The organism is Lachnospira sp. CLA-JM-H23 (assembly GCF_040096425.1).
GTDB lineage: Bacteria > Bacillota > Clostridia > Lachnospirales > Lachnospiraceae > Lachnospira > Lachnospira rogosae.
Window position 1 is genome coordinate 333,339 of record NZ_JBBMET010000001.1, and the last position, 24,422, is coordinate 357,760.

Annotated in this window: 19 protein-coding genes and 1 tRNA gene; 10 read left to right on the top strand and 10 right to left on the bottom strand. The window is 30.6% G+C overall.

Annotation, left to right across the window (positions count from 1 at the left end; translation table 11 throughout):
- Window positions 1–76 precede the first annotated feature (76 nt).
- Both WMO42_RS01510 and WMO42_RS01515 read right to left on the bottom strand, forming a co-directional pair.
- Window positions 77–1,360 (bottom strand): O-acetylhomoserine aminocarboxypropyltransferase/cysteine synthase family protein, encoded by a 1,284-nt coding sequence (locus tag WMO42_RS01510; protein WP_349191390.1) that lies wholly within the window; start codon window positions 1,358–1,360, stop codon window positions 77–79.
- A gap of 106 nt (window positions 1,361–1,466) precedes the next feature.
- Window positions 1,467–2,087, bottom strand: coding sequence for a flavodoxin family protein (locus WMO42_RS01515; RefSeq protein WP_022502528.1), 621 nt, complete (start codon window positions 2,085–2,087; stop codon window positions 1,467–1,469).
- Between the two features lie 183 nt (window positions 2,088–2,270).
- Between WMO42_RS01515 and WMO42_RS01520 the strand changes: the two genes are divergently transcribed.
- Window positions 2,271–3,263, top strand: coding sequence for a DMT family transporter (locus WMO42_RS01520; RefSeq protein ID WP_349191391.1), 993 nt, complete (start codon window positions 2,271–2,273; stop codon window positions 3,261–3,263).
- A 100-nt stretch (window positions 3,264–3,363) separates the two neighbouring features.
- Here WMO42_RS01520 and WMO42_RS01525 read toward each other — a convergent pair whose 3' ends face one another.
- The 5 genes from WMO42_RS01525 to WMO42_RS01545 form a co-directional block, all read right to left on the bottom strand.
- Window positions 3,364–3,546, bottom strand: a complete 183-nt coding sequence (locus tag WMO42_RS01525) for a hypothetical protein (protein ID WP_022502530.1) — start codon at window positions 3,544–3,546, stop codon at window positions 3,364–3,366.
- Between the two features lie 88 nt (window positions 3,547–3,634).
- Complete coding sequence (locus tag WMO42_RS01530; RefSeq protein WP_349191392.1) at window positions 3,635–5,191, bottom strand: Na+/H+ antiporter NhaC family protein; 1,557 nt, start codon at window positions 5,189–5,191, stop codon at window positions 3,635–3,637.
- Between the two features lie 11 nt (window positions 5,192–5,202).
- Window positions 5,203–5,778, bottom strand: a complete 576-nt coding sequence (locus tag WMO42_RS01535; protein ID WP_349191393.1) for a xanthine phosphoribosyltransferase — start codon at window positions 5,776–5,778, stop codon at window positions 5,203–5,205.
- 65 nt (window positions 5,779–5,843) lie between these two features.
- Window positions 5,844–7,319 (bottom strand): sodium-dependent transporter, encoded by a 1,476-nt coding sequence (locus WMO42_RS01540; protein ID WP_349191394.1) that lies wholly within the window; start codon window positions 7,317–7,319, stop codon window positions 5,844–5,846.
- 365 nt (window positions 7,320–7,684) lie between these two features.
- Window positions 7,685–7,756, bottom strand: a tRNA-Gly gene (locus WMO42_RS01545).
- 344 nt (window positions 7,757–8,100) lie between these two features.
- Between WMO42_RS01545 and WMO42_RS01550 the strand changes: the two genes are divergently transcribed.
- From WMO42_RS01550 to WMO42_RS01560, 3 genes are all read left to right on the top strand, one after another.
- Window positions 8,101–8,748, top strand: coding sequence for an HAD-IIIA family hydrolase (locus WMO42_RS01550; RefSeq protein WP_055175872.1), 648 nt, complete (start codon window positions 8,101–8,103; stop codon window positions 8,746–8,748).
- A gap of 134 nt (window positions 8,749–8,882) precedes the next feature.
- On the top strand, window positions 8,883–10,355 hold the full coding sequence (locus WMO42_RS01555) for a putative DNA modification/repair radical SAM protein (RefSeq protein WP_349191395.1): 1,473 nt from the start codon (window positions 8,883–8,885) through the stop codon (window positions 10,353–10,355).
- 213 nt (window positions 10,356–10,568) lie between these two features.
- Window positions 10,569–11,354, top strand: a complete 786-nt coding sequence (locus WMO42_RS01560) for a TIGR03915 family putative DNA repair protein (RefSeq protein ID WP_055175345.1) — start codon at window positions 10,569–10,571, stop codon at window positions 11,352–11,354.
- 185 nt (window positions 11,355–11,539) lie between these two features.
- Here WMO42_RS01560 and WMO42_RS01565 read toward each other — a convergent pair whose 3' ends face one another.
- Entirely contained in the window at window positions 11,540–12,454 is a 915-nt protein-coding gene (locus WMO42_RS01565; protein ID WP_022502175.1) for a site-specific integrase, read from the bottom strand.
- Between the two features lie 419 nt (window positions 12,455–12,873).
- Between WMO42_RS01565 and WMO42_RS01570 the strand changes: the two genes are divergently transcribed.
- A complete protein-coding gene (locus tag WMO42_RS01570) occupies window positions 12,874–14,262 on the top strand; it encodes a hypothetical protein (RefSeq protein WP_022502176.1) in 1,389 nt (462 codons plus the stop codon).
- Window positions 14,263–15,292: 1,030 nt separating this feature from the next.
- Window positions 15,293–16,480, top strand: a complete 1,188-nt coding sequence (locus WMO42_RS01575; RefSeq protein ID WP_349191396.1) for a hypothetical protein — start codon at window positions 15,293–15,295, stop codon at window positions 16,478–16,480.
- A 605-nt stretch (window positions 16,481–17,085) separates the two neighbouring features.
- On the opposite strand, the gene WMO42_RS01580 is transcribed toward WMO42_RS01575, so the two are convergent.
- Both WMO42_RS01580 and WMO42_RS01585 read right to left on the bottom strand, forming a co-directional pair.
- Window positions 17,086–18,291 carry a ParB N-terminal domain-containing protein gene (locus WMO42_RS01580; protein ID WP_022501638.1) on the bottom strand — a complete coding sequence of 402 codons (1,206 nt, stop codon included), beginning with the start codon at window positions 18,289–18,291 and terminating at the stop codon, window positions 17,086–17,088.
- Window positions 18,291–19,121 (bottom strand): ParA family protein, encoded by an 831-nt coding sequence (locus WMO42_RS01585; protein WP_349191397.1) that lies wholly within the window; start codon window positions 19,119–19,121, stop codon window positions 18,291–18,293. The genes WMO42_RS01580 and WMO42_RS01585 overlap by 1 nt, the downstream gene beginning before the upstream one ends.
- A gap of 1,688 nt (window positions 19,122–20,809) precedes the next feature.
- Between WMO42_RS01585 and WMO42_RS01590 the strand changes: the two genes are divergently transcribed.
- The 4 genes from WMO42_RS01590 (at window position 20,810) to sdaAA (ending at window position 24,119) form a co-directional block, all read left to right on the top strand.
- Complete coding sequence (locus WMO42_RS01590) at window positions 20,810–21,556, top strand: acyl-ACP thioesterase domain-containing protein (RefSeq protein ID WP_022501283.1); 747 nt, start codon at window positions 20,810–20,812, stop codon at window positions 21,554–21,556.
- A 685-nt stretch (window positions 21,557–22,241) separates the two neighbouring features.
- Complete coding sequence (locus WMO42_RS01595; RefSeq protein WP_022501284.1) at window positions 22,242–22,451, top strand: hypothetical protein; 210 nt, start codon at window positions 22,242–22,244, stop codon at window positions 22,449–22,451.
- Window positions 22,452–22,571: 120 nt separating this feature from the next.
- Complete coding sequence (sdaAB, locus tag WMO42_RS01600) at window positions 22,572–23,237, top strand: L-serine ammonia-lyase, iron-sulfur-dependent subunit beta (protein WP_055306482.1); 666 nt, start codon at window positions 22,572–22,574, stop codon at window positions 23,235–23,237.
- A gap of 3 nt (window positions 23,238–23,240) precedes the next feature.
- Window positions 23,241–24,119, top strand: coding sequence for an L-serine ammonia-lyase, iron-sulfur-dependent, subunit alpha (gene sdaAA / locus WMO42_RS01605; RefSeq protein WP_022501286.1), 879 nt, complete (start codon window positions 23,241–23,243; stop codon window positions 24,117–24,119).
- The last annotated feature ends 303 nt before the right edge of the window (window positions 24,120–24,422 follow it).

Sequence of the window (24,422 nt, forward strand, 5' to 3'; positions counted from 1 at the left end):
CTCTGGACATTATTGTTATAGTAATGTCCGGAGCCTTTGTAAGCTTAATATGCTAAAGCTGATAATGAATATTTATTTAAATTGTATCAAGTGCTGCAGATATATCAGCAATCAAGTCATTTTTATCTTCAAGTCCGCAGGAAATTCTTATAAGTCCTGCTGGAACACCAGCTTCTTTTAATTGTTCATCATTAAGCTGTCTGTGTGTGGATGTTGCAGGATTAAGACAGCATGTTCTTGCATCAGCTACGTGTGTTTCTATTGCAGCAAGCTTAAGGTTCTTTAAGAACTTTTCGGCTGCTTCTTTTCCACCTTTGATTTCAAAAGATACTACACCACAGCCACCATTAGGCATATATTTTTTGGCTGTTTCATAATATTTATTACTTTTAAGACCAGGATAGCTGACATATTCAACTTTAGGATGATTTTCAAGAAATTCAGCTACTGCCTGTCCATTTTCAACGTGGCGTGGCATTCTTACATGAAGAGATTCAAGTCCAAGATTAAGGATAAAGGCATTTTGTGGGGATTGTATACATCCTAAATCTCTCATAAGCTGTGATGTACACTTTGTGATAAATGCACCCTCTTTTCCGAATTTTTCTGCGTAAGTAATTCCATGGTAACTTTCATCTGGTGTGCATAGTCCTGGATACATATCTGCATGTGCCATCCAGTCAAAATTACCAGAATCAACTATTGCACCTCCGACAGCAGCTCCATGACCATCCATATATTTAGTTGTTGAGTGAGTGACAATATCAGCACCCCATTCGATTGGTCTGCAATTAATAGGGGTTGGAAATGTATTATCTACAATAAGAGGGACATTATGTGTGTGTGCAACCTTTGCAAATTTCTCTATATCAAGAACTGTAAGAGCTGGATTGGCAATTGTCTCACCAAACATAGCTCTGGTATTATGTTTAAATGCTGCATTAAGTTCTTCTTCTGATGCATCAGGTGAAACAAATGTAACGTCTATTCCCATTTTCTTGAAAGTAACTGAAATAAGATTGAAAGTTCCACCATATATTGATGATGATGCAACGATATGACTGCCACATTCACATATATTAAAAAGAGCAAAGAAGTTAGCAGCCTGTCCAGATGATGTAAGCATTGCGGCTGTTCCACCTTCAAGGGCTGCTATTTTGGCAGCAACGTGATCATTGGTAGGATTCTGTAGTCTTGTATAGAAATATCCTGATGCTTCCAGGTCAAATAGCTTACCCATATCTTCGCTTGTATCATATTTAAAAGTTGTAGATTGGATAATAGGAATTTGACGAGGCTCACCATTCGATGGTGTATAACCAGCCTGAACACACTTAGTATTAATAGAATAATCTTTCATAATGACCTCCAGTGTAAATTATAGAATAATTAAATATTACTAATGTTATGTTATAAATAAATTACCCTATAATTCTACAGGATTATAGGGTAAAATGCAATAATTATTACTTTATGAAGTTAGTCTTAGCCTCTCTTTCAGTAGCCGGGAGTGCGACACCTGCATTTTTACCAGCTTCAATACACTTTAACATCCAAGCCATATTATGAGCTACGTTGCGCATTGTCTGTAAGCCTTCTAAATCCATAACGGCTTCGTTCTCATTGCGGCCATAGACGTTATTCCAGTATGTAGAGCTTACTACTGGCATCTGTGATATTCCATAATATTTATTTAATACGTCAAATGAAGCAACTGTTCCACCACGTCTTGCAACAGCTACGCTTGCGGCTGGTTTAAAAGCAAAGGTCTTAGAACTTGAATAAAATACTCTGTCTAAGAAAGAGAGAATTCTTCCACTTGGGTGGGCATAATATACAGGTGTTCCAAATACAAACGCATCAGCTTCTTTTGCCTTGGCAATGAATTCATTAACATTGTCCTTAGTATATGCACAACCATCAGGTGTACATTGGTTACAGCCAATACAATCTCTTACTGCATCTGCACCAATCTGGAATATTTCATAGTCAATTCCTTCATTATTAAGAGCTTTTCCAATCTCATTAAGTGCTGTAAATGTAGTTCCATTGATATGTGAACTACCGTTTAACATTAATACTTTCATTATCATATGCCTCCTGATTTAATATCTTTTATTTGTTTAAACAAGTGTATATATTTTAAGCTTAAAAAGAAAAATTCTCAATACCTTGCATAATATATTTGATTAATATACTATTATATGGTGTGAAAATTATTAATTATTATGGAAACATTGATTATTGTTTAAAGGGAGCGTTATTGATTTATGAAGAATTTAAAAGGAACTTTTATATTATTGCTTGCCGCATTTATATGGGGTACAGCATTTGTTGCACAGACAAGTGCTGGTGATAATATTGGAGCGTTTACATTTAATGCCTGTAGGAATATTATCGGGGCATTATTCTTATTTATTGTTATTGCAATATTAGATATGAGAAAATATTCTGATAGATATGATAATCCAAGTGAGAATAATTACAATATATATAAGAAGAACTACATTATTAATAAGAAAGATTATTTAACTGATGCGAATAAATGGCCTATAAAAGAAGGTGTTATATGCGGAATTCTACTTTGCATAGCGATGAATTTGCAGCAGATAGGGATTAATACATATCCTGATGGAGTTGCCGTATCAGGGAGAGCTGGATTTCTTACAGCGACTTATGTTGTTATGATTGCGATTGCTTCAGTATTTATGGGACAAAAGCTTCATAAGCTTACCATAATAGCTGCATTTGTATGTATTGTAGGAATGTATCTTTTATGTATTGCGGGTGGAATTGACGAAATATATGTTGCGGATATATTAGAGTTAATGTGTGCTGTTGCATTTACAATACATATGTTTACGGTAGATAAATGTGATAAAGCAGATGGTGTTAAATTATCCTGTATACAATTCTTAACAAGTGGAATATTGTCAGGAATATTAATGCTTATATTTGATAAAGCAGATATTAACAGCATTATGAAAGCAATAATACCAATATTATATGCAGGTGTTATGTCAAGTGGAATTGCTTACACTCTTCAGATTATTGGGCAGAAATATGCCAAGCCATCAGTGACTGCCATTGTATTGAGCCTTGAGTCGGTATTTGCTGCACTTGCAGGCTGGATTTTATTAGGTGAACATTTAAGCACAAGGGAACTTACCGGCTGTATATTAGTATTCACAGCGGTCATTATTGCACAGATACCACAATTTGCTCATAACGTTGACGATAGTAAACAACAGGTCATAGAATAAAATTATTGAGATGCTCTCTCCTAAATAGCAAGTTTTAAGTATTTAACTTACCTTTTTAGAAGGGAGCTAATTATTTGTTAAATGATTATTATCATTACGTTTATTTGACAGATTTATTGCTGTCTTCTGATTTTTCTGATTCGTCTGCTTTTTTAGCTTCATCTGCATACTGTTTTTTAAGTTTTTCTGATTTAAATTTATAAATGAGCAGTCCGGTTGGAAATGGAAGTACTGCAATTATAAATAAAAGCACTATTATTATTATTACTTTAGTTTCACTCATATGCACTCCTAATGTATTAATAGCTTTAATTTGATCAATTATAAAGTAAAGTTAGTGCCAAAAGTAAATCCGGCACTAACGTATATTGTTATGAATTAGATTGTTTTTGATTTACAATATATTTGATAAGAATAATTGTAAGAGTCATAAGCACAATACCTATAATTAAAGGAACTACAGGATTGTGTATGAAACCAGCAATTATATATGTTATAAATGATACTGCGGCAACAACAACTACATAAGGAAGTTGTGTCGATACATGGTTCATATGGTTACACTGTGCACCAGCCGATGCCATAATAGTTGTATCTGATATAGGTGAACAGTGGTCGCCGCATACAGCACCTGCCATACAAGCAGATATAGATATAATCATCATAGTATTATCAGTTCCAGAAAATGTATTAACAACAATAGGTATAAGAATACCGAATGTACCCCAGCTTGTTCCGGTTGCAAATGCAAGGAATATCGCTACAAGGAATATAATGGCTGGAAGGAAATTAAGCAGGCTTCCAGAAGCACCATTTACAAGACCTGCTACATATTCTTTAGCACCTAAGCTGTCTGTCATACTCTTGAGTGTCCATGCAAAAGTAAGGATAAGGATTGCTGGAACCATAGCTTTAAAGCCTTCTGGTATGCAGGCAAATGATTCTTTAAATGGAAGAACTTTTCTTACAGCATAGAAGAATACAGTAATTACCATTGCAAAGAAGCTTCCAAGCATAAGTCCTACAGGAGCATCGCAATCAGAAAATGCTTCTATAAATGGCGTTCCGCTAAAGAAACCGCCTGTATATATCATACCTATAACACAGCATATAATTAATGAAACAATAGGAAATACAAGGTCAATAACCTTGCCGTTGCCTTTTATTACATCAGGATTAGCATTAGCATATGGCCTGTCAGGTGTTGTATACAAGTCACCCTTAGCAGCATTATCTTCGTGAAGCTTCATAGGACCAAAATCCACTTTTAATATTACAAACATAAGTAATGCGAATATTGTAAGTAATGCATAATAATTATAAGGAATAGATTTCATAAATACAGAAAATCCGTCCTCACTTTCAACAAAGCCTGTTACAGCGGCAGCCCATGATGAAATAGGTGCTATTATACATATAGGTGCTGCTGTTGCATCTATAATATAAGCAAGCTTTGCTCTTGAAATCTGGTGGCTGTCAGTTACAGGGCGCATAACACTTCCAACTGTAAGACAGTTAAAATAGTCGTCAATAAATATAAGTGCACCAAGAAGAATAGATACTAACTGAGCACCTGTTCTTGTCTTTATTCTTTTGGAAGCCCATTCGCCAAATGCACCTGAACCTCCTGCTCTGTTCATCATACATACCATTATTCCAAGAATTACAAGAAATATAAGTATTCCAATGTTAGCAGGATCAGATAACACACCTACAAGTCCATCATTAAATATATGTGTAACAGAGGTTTCAAAGCTAAAATGTGCAGTAAACAATCCGCCATAGAATAGTCCGCCAATTACAATACCTATAAAAAGTGAACTATATACTTCCTTAGTAATAAGAGCAAGTATAATGGCTACCAGAGGTGGTACTAATGACCAGAAAGTAGCATATAATACCGGAATGTATTCTGTAAGTTCGTTCATTAATGTATCTCCTATCTGAATGTAATTGTGTTATCAGCGGCATTCATACTTTCAACGATTGCAAGTGATTCAAGCTGATAACCTTTTTCCCTTATAATCTTTCCACCCTGCTGGAAACCCTTTTCAATCGCAATACCGATACCTTCAACGGTTGCACCTGCACTTTCAACAAGGTCAGTAAGACCAAGTAATGCACATCCATTTGCAAGGAAATCATCAATAATAAGAATATGATCCTCTGGAGATAAGAACTTTTTTGAAACAATCACATCGTATATTTTACTATGTGTAAATGACTGGATTTTAGTGCTGAAGTTATTATCATCAAGGTTAATACTTTTAGACTTCTTGGCAAATACAACAGGTACATCAAATTCTCTTGCAACGATAGCGGCAATACCGATACCACTTGCCTCAATTGTAAGGATTTTATTAATCTTCTTATCAGCAAATAGTCTTTTCCATTCCTTAGCCATTTCCTCGAAAAGTTTAATATCCATCTGGTGGTTAATGAAGCTGTCAACCTTAAGTACATTTCCTTCTCTTATAATTCCATCTTTTCTTATACGATCTTCTAATAATTTCATAATAGACCTCCGTTTTTTTTATAAGTAATATCCAATATCAAATTGAAATTAAGTTGTTGTATGTTCTACTGTTGTTTTGATTTGCGTCCTGTAAGTAGTGCTATAAGATATATTATAACAACAAGTAACACAGAAAAACACATCCAGCCGATGAATATGCCTAAAGGCTGTTTGCAAAAAGTATCATAGTAGCCTTTAATATAAACAATTGTAATTATCAAAGGTAAGATATATGCCATATATTTTCTGACCCATAATGGAAGCTTTATTCCTTCTCCAGTATTAGCCTCTTTAACAAAGCTATCAAATCCCCATCCGTTTTTTCTTGTACAGAAAAGAACTATAACAAGGCTTCCTAAAGGAAGAAGGTTGTAGGATACAAGGAAATCTTCCAGATCCATAATTGTTGTACCTGCACCTATAGGTTGTATACCTGAAAGCAGGTTATATCCAAGAATTGCAGGAATTGATAATACAGTAATAGCTATAATATTAATACCTACGGCTTTGGTTCGCTTACATTCTGTTATATCCATCCACATAGCTACGATTTCTTCAAATACAGCAATAATTGTAGATAAAGCTGCAAATGACATAAATAAAAAGAACATAAAGCCCCATATTCTTCCACCAGTCATATTATTAAATACATTAGGAAGAGTTATAAATAATAATGAAGGACCACTGTCAGGGTTTACTCCATATGCAAAGCAGGCAGGGATAATTATAAATCCAGCCATTAAAGCAACAAATGTATCTAGAATTACAATGCTTACCGCCTCACCTGTAAGTGAACGCTTCTTATCAAGGTAACTACCGAAAATCTCCATGGCACCGATACCTATACTTAAAGTGAAAAATGCGTGTGTCATAGCAGCAAATATGGCTTCGCCAATACCTGACTGATTAACTAAGCTTATATTAGGTACAAGATAGAACTTAATACCAACAGAAGCATTAGGAAGAACAAATGAATGAACTGCAAGAATTACCATAAGTCCTAAAAGAAGCGACATCATAACCTTTGTAATTCGTTCAACACCATTTTTAAGTCCAAGTGCACATACGCCAAATGATAAAATAATGGCGATAAATGAAAATATAAACATTATTCCAGGCTGTGATAACAGACCATTAAATGTAGCTGTGATTTCTGCACTATCAAGACCAGAAAGCTTACCGGATAATTCAAGAAATGCATAATAAATCATCCAGCCTCCGACCATAGTATAGAACATCATAAGAAGATACGAACCAATTATGCTCATCCATTTAAGACGATGCCATTTCGTGCCTTTCTGTTCAAGTACATCAAATGCTTTTCCCATACCTTTGCGGCTTGCTCGTCCAACTGAGAATTCACATATAAGAATAGGGAGTCCAAGAAGTGCTAAAAATATAAGGTACATAACTATAAAAGCTGCCCCTCCGTACATTCCACATATGTATGGAAACTTCCATACATTACCAAGGCCGATAGCACAGCCTGCTGATACAAGAATAAAACCTATTCTTGAACCAAATTGTTCTCTTTCTTTCATAAATTAATAAGTTCCTTTTCTATTATAATAAATCAATGAAATCAGGTTATCTGCTATTAACTAATAATACACAACCCATATAAAATTCATTATATAATATAAATAAAAAATAGTCACGAACAAAATTCATAAACCAGTCAAAAATGTTGCTAATACAGAAATAAATAATAGTCACCCCCGTGTGTTATGTGAGATGGGTGTCAAGAGGTCCGGTGGACCTCTGTTCTGACACGACCAAGGGACACTTTAGCGTCCCGGGAAATCGAAGCCAAACTGTGAAGCAGTTGGGTTTCGAGAAGTGCCCCGCACTTCCCGGATGACAAAAAAGGACTTCCCATTCGGAAGTCCTTTTTGTTGTCTTACAGAGCGCGAGACGGGGATCGAACCCGCGACCCCCTCCTTGGCAAGGAGGTGCTCCACCACTGAGCCACTCGCGCATATTGTATTGTGTGTTTCGATTTATTTCTCGTGAACACAAGTGATATAATACACGTTAATATGTAATATGTCAACCCTTTTATTTTAATATTTTTAAATTTTTTGAAAATATTTGAAGGAAAATATAGATAAATGTGGAAATTTAAAATTTTATTTTCATATTGCATTTTTTTAGTCTTGATTATATTATTAAATATCTGATATGGAAACAGCTGATTGTAATTAATCTGTATACAATATGTTAATGTTGAATTAATTCTTATAAATAATATATCTGCTTTAAGAATTTTTTATTATCTGTTATCCAGTCAGTTATTATTAATATAAGGAAAGTGTGAAGTATATGAAATATAAAATGGCTGTATTTGATTTAGACGGAACATTGCTTAATACATTGGAGGATCTGGCAGATGCGGTGAACTACTCTCTTGCACAGTTTGGTATGCCTCAAAGAACTATAGAAGAAGTAAGGAATTATGTTGGTAATGGAATTCGTCTTTTAATAGAAAGAAGTGTTCCTAATGGAACCGATTTGCCGGTTATAGATAATGTGTTTGAATGTTTTAAGAAGTATTATCAGGAACATTGTAATGACAAGACAAAGGCATATGATGGAATTATTGATATGCTTAAAGAATTAAAGCAGTCAGGGATTAAGCTTGCAGTGTTGTCTAATAAAGCACAAAATGCTGTGACTAAATTATGTGATATATATTTTGATAATCTTCTTGATATTACATTTGGTGCAAGAGAGGGCATAGCAAAAAAGCCCGCTCCGGATGCCTTGTTAGAATGTGCTGCAATAGCAGACATTGCATTAGAAGATATAGCTTATATTGGAGATTCAGATGTAGATGTGCTAACAGCACGAAATGCAGGGGTTGACTGCATAGCTGTATCGTGGGGCTTTAGGGATAAAGGAGTGTTAATTAAGGCAGGAGCTGATAAAATAGCAGATAATATACAAGTTTTAAAGGCAGAACTTTTATAGTTAGATTGAATAAAATATATTAAAATTTCAATTGCGAAATATATTATAATATGATAAGATACATACAGAACGAATGTTTGGAAAATATGTTCTGCATGTATCTTTTTTATTATTATCGAAAGAAGGTGGGAGTTGTGGTTATTAAAGAAGACCTAAGTATTATGGATAAGCTGACGATTTTATCTGATGCTGCAAAGTATGATGTATCGTGTTCGTCAAGTGGCGTTGAACGTGGTAACAATGGTAAAGGCATAGGCAATTCTAAAGCGTGTGGAATATGCCACAGCTTTAGTGCAGATGGCAGGTGTATTTCTCTTTTAAAAATACTTCTTACGAATGAATGTATATATAACTGCCGCTACTGCATTAACCGTTCGTCTAATGATGTTGTGAGGGCTACATTTTCGCCTGAGGAGATATGTGAGCTTACTATGCAGTTCTACAGACGTAATTATATAGAAGGATTGTTTTTAAGTTCAGGTATAATTATCAGTCCTGATGAAACAATGAAGAGAATGTTAGAAACGGTTATTCTTCTAAGAAAGAAATATAATTTTGGCGGATATATTCATATGAAGGCAATTCCTGGAGCATCGGATGATATCATTAAGTTCGCTGGTTGGTTTGTTGACCGTATGAGCATTAATCTTGAGCTTCCAACTAATGCAGCACTTAAAGAACTTGCTCCATCTAAATCAAGAGAAAGTATTTTGCATCCTATGAATATGATTAAGAATAACATACATATGAATAGATATGAGGTTGGTATGAAGCATACGAACAATTATTTGTCAGATGTTTATAATATGTATAATACATTTTCTGATTATACAAGTAATGAGATGTTAGACACTATGTTTAATGATGGATTGGCTGCCAATAACAGATTAAACATTAATAATAGATTGAATACTGGTAATACTGAGCTATCGGCGGGACATAGATATAAAAGATATGTTCCAGCAGGACAGAGTTCACAGATGATTATTGGTGCTACCAAAGAGACGGATTACCAGCTTGTTACGATAGCACAGAATTTATATGACAAATACGATTTAAAGAGAGTGTTTTATTCAGCGTTTGTTAATGTCAATATGGATGAGTCGCTTCCACTTCAGGAAGATGGCAAGGGTGTGCCTTTGCTTAGGGAACATAGGTTATATCAGGCGGACTGGCTTATGAGATTTTATGGATTTAAGTCATATGATCTTCTTAGTGAAGACAATCCTAATTTTAACGCATTTTTAGACCCTAAATGTGACTGGGCAATACGTCACCTTGATATATTCCCGGTAGAGATTAATACAGCACCTTATGCCCTGTTATTAAAAGTTCCCGGAATAGGTGTGAAATCAGCAAGACGTATTATTAATGCAAGACGAATGTCTATATTAGATTTTACTTCTTTAAAGAAAGCCGGAGTTGTATTAAAAAGGGCTGTTTATTTTATAACCTGTAATGGCAGAATGATGTATAACATAAGAATAGATCAGGATTATATTACTAATGCTCTTATTGATAATGACAAGAAGAAAATATATGACATAGAACATAAAGACTGCTATAAACAGCTTTCTTTATTTGACTGCAATGTAATATCAGAATGATACGAATGTTTTTATTATAATTGTGAATAATAAATATTAGAACAATATAAAGATGCATATTAGAATAATATAATATATTTATCAGGATAATTATATAAGAATTTGTAATTTGAAATATTTATATGGAACATAGAGATAGAATAAAGATTAGTAAGAAGAAAGGATATGATCAGCCAGTATTACTACCAGCTGATTAGTTAAGTGCATAGTATTATGGATGTTTATTTATGTGATAATTCTATAGAGGGGATATTTTCAGCAATATATAAAGCCTGGGAGGCAGGAACAAGCCATACTGATGTAAGATGTGCAGATGTTGTTTCTAACTATTCATTATTTGAGAACTATATAAATATCAGGACAGATTTAACCTTATCAGATAAAGTTGCCAATACAATAAAGCTAAAGCTGTCTAATGATATATATGAGATGATATTTACTGTTGCACAGTCAATCGCAGATAATAAGGCCTCAGTAATTTATCATTGTTTGCAGAGAATGTTTAAATATGGAACTTCAGTATTGCATAACATTAATGATGAATACATATTCCAGTTTAATAAAATATATAAAAAGGCAGCTAATGAAGCACACTTTTATATAGAGATACTTCGATTTAATGAAAATGCTAATGGTTTTCTTACAGCCAGAATAGAACCTGATAATAATATTATATATATGATTATTGATCATTTTAATGACAGACTGCATTGCGAGAATTTTTTGATATATGATGTCAGGAGAAATATTGCGTATATACATATGAATAATAATACAGCATTTTTTTATAATGATTATAATAATGAATTATTAAAACAGCTTGATGATTTTTCAGATAATGAAAATGATATTCAGAATTTATGGATAAGATTTTATAATACTATAGCAATAAAAGAACGTGTCAATTATAAATGTCAGATAAATATGCTTCCATTAAAATATAGGAAGTATCTGCCAGAATTACCTATAAAAAAGGGGATCCCACCAAACAATAATTAATAACTAATTATCATCCAGCGGGATATTGGGGAATTGTATTGAGCTCATATCAAGCTCTTTCGATTGTTATTATAACACATAGCAGATAATTGAAAAGTACTATCTTTTTCCTAGTACTATCAATTATAATATATATTATATAATAATACTAATGGCTTGATGTTTAATTCAATTCATTAGTATATTTATGCGTTGATACTTATGATACTATAGTCAACAGCCTGTTTGTATGTATCAGAGTTAATTATTTTATCATATCTTGTAATCCATTTGGTTGTTATTCCAGCGTAGCTTGCAACCAGATCTTTTGAAGCTCCACCCGATAACATATAACATATTGCGGCGTGACGAAGGGTCTGCATTGTGAATTTGTTATTTAACATACCTTTTTCTATATTAAGTTTACAATATTTTTCAAGAAGTCTTTCTGTGTCCCTTAATTTAATTCGTGTTTTTCTTTTATTAATAAATATTGCACCTTCTATTATATTATTATTACATATATATCTGTCTAATAATACAGCAACATCATCCGGAACTTTAATTATTCTTGATATACGATTATTGCCTTTTGGAGGATAATTAATATACATTTCGTCATTGGAATTAATTGCAATATATTCTTTATTAAGGCTGCATATTTCAGTGTTAGTCAATGCACATTTGACGGCAAGGGATAATATTAAAAATGCTTTCTCATCATTATTTTGTTGTATTGTTTCCATAATATTGTTTATTTCATTAAGTGTTGGTATATCATTGTCTGTTAATAACTTATCTTCTTCTGGAATAGAAATTTCCTTGAAATAATTTGTATATTCCTTTCCGTGATTACTCATATTAAATTCAATAAAATTACATACAGATCTTATTACGGATAATCTCATTACACCGGTAGAGTATTTTAATTGATTTTTGCTTATCTTATTTAATATATGTTCATAATAAGTTACAGCATCAGTATGACTTAACTCTAATGGGTCGTGGCCAACTACTTTATCAAAATTCTTTACAACATTCCAATATTCTTTTCGTGTACGAGCTTTTAAATTAGTTTCGTAATATATCCAAATAGTATTCTTAAATGTATCAGAAATCATAACATAAATACCTCTTATATCTTTTCAACACAACAAAATAATCTTATCTGTGTGCTATTGATTTTTTACATAATATATAATACAATATATGACGACATATGTCTATATGTTAACCAAAACTCACACCACCACTCTACTTCAAAATAAACACAACAACAACCAAAGTAATTAAGAAAAGCTTCCTGGTGTGAACCTACTATTTGATTTTTGTATTTATATTTTTTATAATTATGAGTACAATTACTATATAAATTGTTAGATATAATTAATCGAAGATTATGCTATTTACATAAAGAGCAATAACACACTGGACAGACTATATTATAATCATCTATCCATATTCTACTCTTCCACTATCTGCCAATTAATATATAGAATAAAATGAAAATTATATTTGTTGTTATATAAGGAGATATATTATGGAACAATACTCTCGCCGATTTATTGAAGAATTAGCTAATCACATTGATCCAGTTATTATTGATTATTTCAATAAGAAAAGAAATTTGTTAAACTTCTCTGCTGAAAATGTAGCTGAGTTAATTGATGAAACTCTTATGGAATATCTTGATGGAAAGACTAGCCGTGAAGATTTAGTACCTATAATTAATAAGGTAAAGAAATCACGTTTACAAAAAAGATCACGTTGGTACAAATCATACATTAATGATATTGATACAATCAGCATTGACGATGCCAAACACCCTTTAGCTACTGTTGTTGCTATGGCAAAGACTCTTCCTGTTGAAGATTATACTAAAATGTTTGGAGATAAAGATTTACAGGAAATTATCGAAGATAAGAAAAGAGCTGCAACAGAATGGAAAAATGATTCCAATACTCTTTTAATTGATTTCCCAGGTATCTCATCTTTTACTTATAACTCAATATATAATTCTTTAAAGAATGATTTGATTATTAGTGCTTGGAAATACATAGAAAGTGAACTTGCTGGTAATATTGACTCATACCTTCGATTATTCCCTGTTGACTTAGTTGACAAACCACTCTTCAGTCCTTCATCTTTTACATTAATGATGGAAACAGCATCTGATAATCTGCTAAAAGAAATTATCAGAGATGAAGAAGGCCGTGAACTTTTGGAAGTGACTGTCAACAGCGGCAAACTTACTCCACCAAAGGCTATGGATTCTAATGACCTGAAATTAGTTAATGCTTTTATATCTAATATTAATATGCAGGAATTCTCTAAAGAGAAATCTGTAGTAGTCGATCTTAATACTCTTGGTAAAGAAATTGTCGATTATCACGTTGGTAAAAATGTGCTCAAGAAAATTTCTAATTCTTGTAGAAAGCTTGTAGAGTACAATTTCTATTATGAAGAAGCTGGCAGTAAAATCTATTTCAACTTATTCGATAATATTGTCATCAAAGAAGATGCTGAAAGACCTTATGCCATAGCTCAATTTGGTGAGGTACTAAGTAACGCTATTATAAAGAAAAAGTTAATCTCTATAACTTCTGCTTCTTATGATGTTCTTGATAATAACCTTTCAAGAATTATATGCTATGCAATGAAATGTGAACAGATTGCTAATCAGGAAACATTGATGAGTGAGTATAGTTATACTTACTTCCAGAAGATTGTTCGATTTAAATTAAAAAATAAAAAGAAGAACTTACAATTAATTCAGGAATCTTTACAGGAATTTGTAGATAACAATATTGTAATCGATAGCTTTGAATTAAAAAATGGTGTATTTATTATTAACTTCCTTCCATTATCGGAAGCTGAAATTCAGGATTTGAATTTTGATAAAACTAAGATGATAGACAATGCTCATTAATAGACGAAATAGGGATTTTTTATTATAATTATTTGCCGTATGTTTTTACATACGGCTTTTTTATGTGAGCCTTACAGAGAGCTCTTATGTATGCCCTATGAAGTTCCTTTTGTACACTGTAAGGCTCACATAAGAAGCTCCGTAAATTTTATAGCATACATTCTCCTAGTTCCTTTTGAAAATATGTGCAATGCAAAGAACTGCCTTTGTCTGAAACCGTATGCCAGATGGTGTAGTGGATAGATAGAATAATTACTTGCCTGCCACTCTATTTTAATCAAATCAGAAACTATAAATGTCTACATTTTTATCATCATAATTAAAGTGTAGATAATTAATTGATAACTAAGAAAATTTTATTGTACTTTTTTTATTTACTTAATTATCTGTATTTCTTTAAGTTTTGTCGTGTTTTTTTTATTTTTATCAGATAAATCTTTTATATATCCCTTAAAATAGGCATTTGTTATTTTTTTATTACAATTTTACTGTTTCCAGCAGCATTTTTTAAATAATATGTTAATTTTATGTAGATATTTTTAGAGTAAAAAACTTAGTTTTTATTTTTCAATGTAGATATTTTTAGAGTAAATTTTTAAAAAGTAGATATTTTTGGAGTAAAATATCATTTTTTTATTGATTTTTCTCCAATTTTCTATTCTATTTATATATTTATATATTGTATATAAATACTTTTTCTACATTTTTTTTTTGAAATTTTATCCACAATGTCTACATTTTTGGCTTAAATACTGATTTTCCTTAAAATACCACTCCCATATGTGGATAGCTGTTAACTATATGTAGATAAAAAAGTAGTAAAATCCACAAAATATTTATTTTGACTTCTACAAAAAAAATTTTATTAAATTAAGTAGATAATTTTAGAGTAAAACACTTTGATTTTGTGGATAAGTAGACAATTTTAGAGTAAAACAAGTTAAAAAATACAATTATGTGGATAAATTTTGAGTAAAAACAAGAATTTGATTTTATTTGATAATATTGTTAAATTATCCATAAAAAGGAGGTGGGAATTTTGGATAATTTTACAAATATAGGCAAAGCTGTATTAATTCAGGCTCTTGGTATTCAGCAAAATTACACAACAATTATTGATTCTTCTGTTGAAGTTACCGATTACTCAAATGATAACTGCTCTACTTGTAAATATAAAGCAATTATCGAATCCTTCTCCAGCGATAATGATATCTACAAAATGGCTATTGATAATTGTAACAATTGTCCACATAGAATTCTCACAACTAAGAACGTAACTAAAAAGATATATCATAATGAAAAAAATCGTTATGGCTATAGACCTATGTTAAAATCAAATGCACTTAAGCTATTTATGTTATTACATTTTTATCATCCGGATCGTTTTGGGATTATAAAAGAAATTAATATCAAAGAATTGTCATCTATTCTTAAATGCAACATAAAGACGATTTGGAATAATCTTGACATATTATCATCTTATACTTATATATCATATTCCAAAACTTCATCATCTATTATTTCATTGCTTATCAATGATTATGAGAATTATTACCTTCCTGCTAACAAAAACGGCAGGGGATTTTTAGTGCTTTCTAAGGAATTAATTACTAAACTTTTTGATATTAATTCAATTGTAACATTAAGAATTTACTTGCGTGAGCTTATCAACCTTGATAGTTCTAATCTTAAGGGTCAGGCAAGCGTGGATCACAAATCAATATCTGAAATAAGACATATGCTTCCTAAGTATTGCAAGCCTTGCATTATAAAACAACATATGTCTAATTCAGATGCTGATATTTTTAATGTCACTATTAATGATAATATCATAAGATTTGAAATTTCTTCAAGATATATTGCTAAGAAGCAAAAACAAATTCTATTAGAAGAAAATATTGACCGGTTAAAGTCATTTATTAATGATTTTAATACAGTAATTCCAAATATTAACTCAGGTGATATTCCACCTGTACGTTTTAGAGAATTTATTAATATAGACACTAATATATCAAATTATAAATTAATTAAAATCAGTAAACTTGATTTGGAGGATTTAGCAAATATAGCCGTTCACTACTCTTTCGATTTATTGATGTATGCGTTAGCAGATATCTATAGACAATATATAGTGTATGAACGATCTATAAAAAATATTCCTGGTCTTGTATCAACGATAATTCGTGCTAATGTTAGTAAATTAAAAAAGGCTGCTTAAAAAGCAGTCTTATTTTCGTGTCTTGTATTCGATTTTTATATCAATATATGTGATATTCTTAATTAATTTTAATAAAAAAAGCAGGCTGCTCATTTTTTTTTATTTTCTTTTTTTCAATTTTTATGAATGATTCCTTTTATAATTTATTTAATATATAATTAAAATACTAATTTAACAAATTTTGATAACATTTATATTGAAGATTTATTAACATATGGAAACTTTTCAACCATTTTTTTATCCTTTTCGACTATAATAATTATTAAAAAGACATTTCATGAAAATAATAGACCAGAATAATAATTAATAGACTTGTTTATAAAAAAATTATTCTTCAAAAAAAAATATCCGACTTTGAATTAGTAACTAATGAACTATAAAAAATTGTTGAAAGCCTTATAAATACTGTGTCTACGTTAATTTAATTTATCAATATATGTTAAATAAATGTATTGTTATATATATTAATATGGATATAGATAGATAGATAAATAAATAGATAAATAAATAGATAGATAGATGTATAGATATTTATATGATTACGATTAATAATAATATATCCCCAACTCCAATGTTAATATTATTAGAATTGGGGACATAATATATTAATTATTGGTTAGTGAATTAATAAAATCAGTTAATCTCTGATTTAAAATTTCTACTCTTATTTTTAAATCTGTATCATTTTTTATAATAGACTTGTTATTCTTAATGATATCAAAGTTTGATTCAAATAATGCAAGTGCCTGTTCTGTTTTAGCAATTGAAGATATTCTTTTTAATTCGTTATCTGAAATTGTTGTCTTGCGTTGTTCTTTCTCACGTTGCTGCTGTTTCATCTTTTCCATATTACTTTCAAGACGTGCCTTTTCCTTTTCAGCTTTGTTTTTAGCCTCAGTCATATATCGAAGTTCCTCTTCAATATCTATTTTGGAATTGGATTTATCAGTATTTGTAGAAATTTCATTTATTTTATTTTCAAGAATTTCTAAAGTTTCATTCTTTTTGTTAAGCTCTCTGGTTACTTCTTCTAGTTCCTGCTTATATTTGGCAGCTTCTTTAGCACGTTCTTCAGATATCTTCTTGATAGATTGAAATTCTGCATTTTCAATGTTGCCATTTTTCTGAAGAATATTTAATATACTCTTCTGTGCATCCTCATCAAGCTTACCAAACTTATCAGCCTGGTTAAGATCTATGCCATTGTTATTGAGTAATTCACTTAATTCAGGAATAAGCTTTTCTGCTGTTGTATATTTGCGGGCTTGTCTTTCTGATATATTAAGCTGTTTGGCAATCTCTGCATTGATATTTTTTATTTCGCCGTTTAACTTTTTAGCTTCATAAAGTTCTTTTAAACGGCTTACTTCCCATCTTTTAACTTCCATTGAAGATTCTCTTACATCGTGGTTGGCTGAGATAAGCATAATTTCTTCGTCAATTTCAGTAATATCAGACTTTTCAACTTTGCAGGGAATTCCAGCAGGAAAAAGTGTCTGGTAATCCTTTTCATCCATTTCTGATATGGCGTGATATCTTCTTTCACCAGAGATAAGACGATATATATCTTTGTCAGAATCATATAATACAGATAAATTGTGTCTTAGACCGTTAACAAGTATACTTTCTTTGAGTGCATTAATGCCATCCTGCGCATACATTTCATTTTTAGGGTTAGATACAATTTTATCTTTAGGAATATATTTAAAATTGTATTGTGTCTTTGCCTGAATTTCTTTAAGTTTTTCTCCACCGTCAGAATTAAGGATACCTGTCTTAGTACCACCAGCAGTAAATGATTTCTTAGCCATTATTTCTTCTCTCCTTTAAGATATTTTGCTAATTCTCTGTAATGTTTATTATCCATAAGTCCAAGATAATTAACTAATTCTATGTAATCTTGAGCTGCGGTGCTTCTCTTATCATATGTGAGTAATGGTTCAAACAATGTATTAGATTCATTGACGGCAATGCAATTTCTTATTGACACAGGAAGGAATTTGTCACCAAACATATTCTCATAACTTTCAAACATTTGTTTATATAAGGTTGTTCTTCCTGCCACTCTGGTCATAAACATACCTGCAAACTCAATAGAAAGTGCATATTTGGCATTGAGATCTTCAATTGTATCAAAAAGTGACATTAAACCATCATATGAAAAGTTATCAACACATATAGGTGTGATGATTTTATTGCTGGCACACATAGCACATGTCGTAAGGTATGATTTAAAAGGCGAGTTGTCTATTATAATATAGTCAAAATCATCTTTTAATAGACTAAGATTATGTTTAAAACATAATTCTACATTAGATTCTTTACTTTCATCATATATTTTATATATAAGATTATTTAATTCTCTTGATGCACAAAGTATAGATATATTTTCATAGTCTGTTGTAGAAATGTAATTCATAACAGTAGCTTTATCATCAAATTTACTACAAAACAGCTGTTCATAGTCAATATCCTTACCTTCTTCACTTTTGCCAAACATTTTACTTGTATTCATCTGTGGGTCTAAGTCTATCAATAATATAGAATAGCCAGAAATAGATAAAATCTGAGCAATTGTTATGGCTGAGGATGATTTTCCTACACCCCCCTTTTCGTTAATTAAACTTATTACTTCGCTCATTATTGTCCTTCTTTCATTAAAATCTAATTTTATTATACAACAAAATTACGTTTTATCAATATAAAAGTTATATTATTTTATGATATTTATGTTAAGTTTTTTTGTGAACTCAGTTCAATTTTTATAAATGTAGAAAAATATTTTAAAATATTTTTACTGTTATTTGTTTATTCACATTTATATATAGATATTAAAACATTATCCAATAATCTTATGTAATAAGTAAACAGGTTTCTAAATATTGATAGATAAATTTAAAATATAATAAGGTATATTTATATAATAAATAAGAATAAATTACTTAATATTTTTGATATATATTATTTTGTAGTAATCTATTATATATGCTTAGATTATTTCTTATATAATTATTTCTTAATTCAATTTTGCCGAAAGATATGAAATTAATAATAAATTCATTATTATAATTAATATATAGTCATTTCCTTTATGATTTACATTAATATCAAATTGTAATGATTGTAATAATAGATTGTAATGATAGTGCTATAAAGAATTTTAAGGATTTTTAGATTCTATATAATAAAACTCTGACATAGAAAGCATATATAGATATGCATAATATAATTGATGGATTAAGTGAGTATTTACGCATAAATAAAATAGAAAGAATACAAAAATAATAAAATGATTTATAAAAAATTATGAACTGAGTTCAAAATTATAATGATATAAATGAGTATTTATAATATCATACACAGCTAAAAGTGAACTGAGTTCAATAAATAAAATTATTTATATGAATTATATGGCGGGATTCTATGTCCAAATTATATATTTGATATTCAATTATAATTCTATATAAACAAAGCATTATGCACATACATAATATTAAGTTATCAATTTGAATTTGTTTATCAATATTAATAATCTAGTTTACTTGTTATATATGATTATTGGATAATGCTTTAATATCTATATATAATTATAAATAAAAAATTACAGCAAATATATTATTAAATATAATTGAATTAATTCATAAAGTGGTATTATACATATTGATAAGACCTATATTATAAGGAATATAATAAAGTGAACTGAGTTCACTTTATTTGAGTACTATTATTGAAAAGTGATTAATAATACATAATACCAATAATATATTTAATTATAATAAATCTAAAACAATATAATTAAATCTAAAATATTATAACTAATGAAACTTATATAATCTATGCAATTATAGTAATTAGTAACGATATTACAAACAAATGTTTTAAGTTCCACGTGAAACATTTATATTGCTTTTAGATTATTAAATAATCATATATAGTTGCAGATTATATTTGCAATTATGTAACTACCACACACATTTAATTGATTTTTTATGGATATTTCAACTCATAACATTTATAATATAAGAACACTAACAGATATTGGATGATGAACAATAATAATTATTAGATAAAGCACACATCAGACGGCCGTACTGTAAAACAATAAAGTATTATTAAATGTATAATATGAGCATTAATACATATAGATTAGGCGTTGATAATTAGAATAAATACTAAAAAATTCTAATAGTTAAAGCTTGTATTTACAGGTGTAACAAGTGATAATCACTAAAATATTAATATAAATTAACTAATACTAATCAGCTGATATGCTTTTATTTAAACATACACATAGTTAACATATAATGAATATATTGAGGAATATAGATAATGATATATAAAGAAAGATATAAAGTAGAGTTAGAGGATATTGGAAGAGAGAATAAGATAGACAACAAAAGAATCGTTACGATTATGGAGGATATTGCTGGTTCTCATTCAGATAAGGTTGGATTGGGGGTATCGGCATCTGCTATTAATAAAAAGGCGTGGGTATTGCTGGATTGGAAGATAAAAATCCTTAAAAGACCAGCTTACAATGAATATATAGATGCAAGCACATGGTCTAGAAAGTCTGATAGACTATGTGCATTTAGGGATTTTGAATTATACGACCAGAATGGTGAGTTATGTGCAATAGGTACTTCAAGATGGCTATATATGGATTTGGTAAGACGCAGACCTATTATTTTAGACAACAAAATGAACGATATATACGGTACTGAAACAGAAAAAAATGTATTCGATGAGGAGATAAAGAAGATAGAGCTTCCTGATTTGGATAATCTGCCAGATAACATTATGGTTACAGAAAAGCCATATTTAATACAGAGAAGAGATATTGATATTAATGGACATTTACATAATGTCAGCTATTTGGAAGCAGCATTAGAAGCTGTTCCAGAAGATATTTATAAAAATGTAGATTTTAACTATATAAGAATTGAATATAAAAAAGAAATTATGCAGAATGATAACATAAAAATAAAATGTCTTACAGATAATAATTATAACTGCCTTGTCATATTTGAAACAGATAATAAAATGAATGCAGTAGTTGAATTGAAATTATTATAGGTAACTATATAGAAAAAGTAATACTGTTGAAATTAAAAAGTATAATTATGTTGAAATCACAGTATATAGCTGTACTTGTAATATAAAACTATATTATGTGACATAAATCCAATATTGTATTAAAGAATATATTGTAATATAAATATTATCTTTAAATGATAAAATAGATGATATAATGAGCACAAGAGTGCTCATCTTAAAAGTTCCTTACGGAACTTTATATGTGCTGAAAAGCTGCACAAAAAAATGATATAATATGACTACTTCGTAGTCACTTAGAAGTTTATTCGAAACTTCATATGCGTGGAAAAGCAACGCAGAAATTATGATATAATGAGCACAAGAGTGCTCATCTTAAAAGTTCCTTACGGAACTTTATATGTGCTGAAAAGCTGCACAAAAAATATGATATAATATGACTACTTCGTAGTCACTTAGAAGTTTCTTCGAAACTTCATATGCGTGGAAAAGCAACGTAGAAATTATGATATAATATAAATTATAAAATAAATGTATAATAACAATATAAGCTTAAATACAGTTAGAAATTGATTGAATAGAGTAGTTTACGATTAGACCAGTTATTGATATATAAACTTAAATATAGTTAGAAATTGATTAATGGATTTATAATTTAAAAGCTAACAGATTGATAGATTAATAAATAAAAGAGGAGCTGATAATAATGGGATTTATTAATAAAGAAAAGGTCTTAAGAGGTGTTGGTAAAGCTGTTGACGTCACTAATAATGCGGCGGATAAGGTTACAGATTATGTAAAAGAAAATGAACTGGATAAGAAGGCTAAAAGTATGGCTGATGAATTTGGTGATGCAATGAAATCAGTAGGAAAGAGCTTAGAAGATACATTTTCTAATATAGTAGGAAAGAAGTAAATATTTCAAATAAAACAATGCAAATAGAATGATAGACAAAATTATTAATACCAAGTTCACAATAATTCAGAGTAAATATTATTAAATATATTTTAAGCATCTGGATTCACGGAGGATTTAATGGATATATTTGATATAATTGGTCCGGTTATGGTTGGACCATCAAGTTCACATACAGCGGGTGCGGTAAGGATTGGATATATATCCCAGAAGTTGATGGGAGAACAGATAAAGGAAGCAAATATTTTGCTGTATGGTTCTTTTCTTGATACAGGAAAGGGACACGGAACTAATAAGGCTATAGTTGCAGGACTACTTGGAATGCAGCCTGATGATATGAGAATACCACATAGTATGGAGATTGCCGAAAAAAAAGGAATAAAGGTGACATTTGGAAAATCAACGCTGAAAGAAGCACATCCTAATAGTGCACAGATTATATTAACAGGTATTTCTGGAAAGCAGCTTGAGGTTGTAGGTGAGTCACTTGGTGGTTCAAGAATAAATATCGCACAGATTGATGGAATAACAACGAATTTTTCGGGAGATTATCCAACTTTAGTTGTGCATAATCAGGATCAGCCGGGTCACGTTAGTGAAGTGACATCAATGCTTGCACACAAATCCGTGAATATTGCAAGTATGCAGTTGTATCGTTCTAACAGGGGCGGTAATGCAGTAATGGTTCTGGAATGTGATCAGGAGATACCACGCGAAGGCATAGAATGGCTCAAAAAGGTTGAAGGAATAACTAAAGTAACATATTTATCGCAAAAGGGAGATTAAATAATGAATTATCATTCTATAAATGATTTGGTGGAATTATGTCATAAGAACAATGCACAGATATGGCAGGTTATTATGATGGATAATGCACACGAGCGTATGGTTTCCGAAGATAAGATTTTTGAAAATATGCGTCTGATGTATAAAGCTATGAAAACTGCAGATAATAATTATGATAAATCTCTTAAGTCACCAAGCCGGATGGCAGGTGGTGACGGAGAGCTGATGTATCAATATAACAAATCAGGCAGGAATATATGTGGAGATTTTGTAGGAATGGTTATGGAAAAAGCTCTTAAAATGGGAGAGTCTAATGCGTGTATGCGTAGAATAGTAGCTGCACCTACAGCGGGGTCTTGTGGAGTAATTCCAGCGGTATTTATATCATATGAAACATATTTTAAGGCACTTGAAGATGATATGGTTAAGGCGTTGCTGATTGCTTCAGGAATTGGAGCAGTTATAGCAGAAAATGCTTCTATAGCCGGGGCATCAGGAGGCTGTCAGGCAGAGATTGGAAGTGCAAGTGCAATGGCGGCGGCAGGGTTGACATTTCTTCAGGGAGGAGATAGCCTGCAGATAGTTAATTCGAGTGCATTGGCATTAAAGAGTATGTTAGGTCTTGCATGTGATCCGGTATGTGGACTTGTAGAAGTTCCTTGTATTAAAAGAAATGTTGCGGGAGCTATGAATGCAATAACGGCTGCACAGATGTCTATGGCAGGTATTAAAAGTGTAATATCACCAGATGAAGTTATTGATTCAATGCAGAGAATTGGTGCGGCAATGCCATCAAGTTTAAAAGAAACAGCCAGAGAAGGTCTTGCTATAACACCAACGGCAGAATTAATTAAAAGAGAGCTTGACAAAGTGACAGATTAATTATTATAATAATAACACAGGACAATAAATCATTAAAAAAGTATAAAAAATACAATTTTTCAGTTGCTATATTAAAAGTAACCTATTATAATATGTAAAAGTGTCAGGTAGATATTAATAATTGTTTTGCATATTGATATTTAACTGATGAGAAAGATTTTATTATTTAATGTTAATTTAGGTTAATTATTAATTGACAATATTTAATAAGATATTATAATAGATTGTGTCAGGTTATGATATTTGAAAGTTAGATGATGTTTGTTTGGTTATATTTTTGAGAACCTGATACTAAGTTTAATT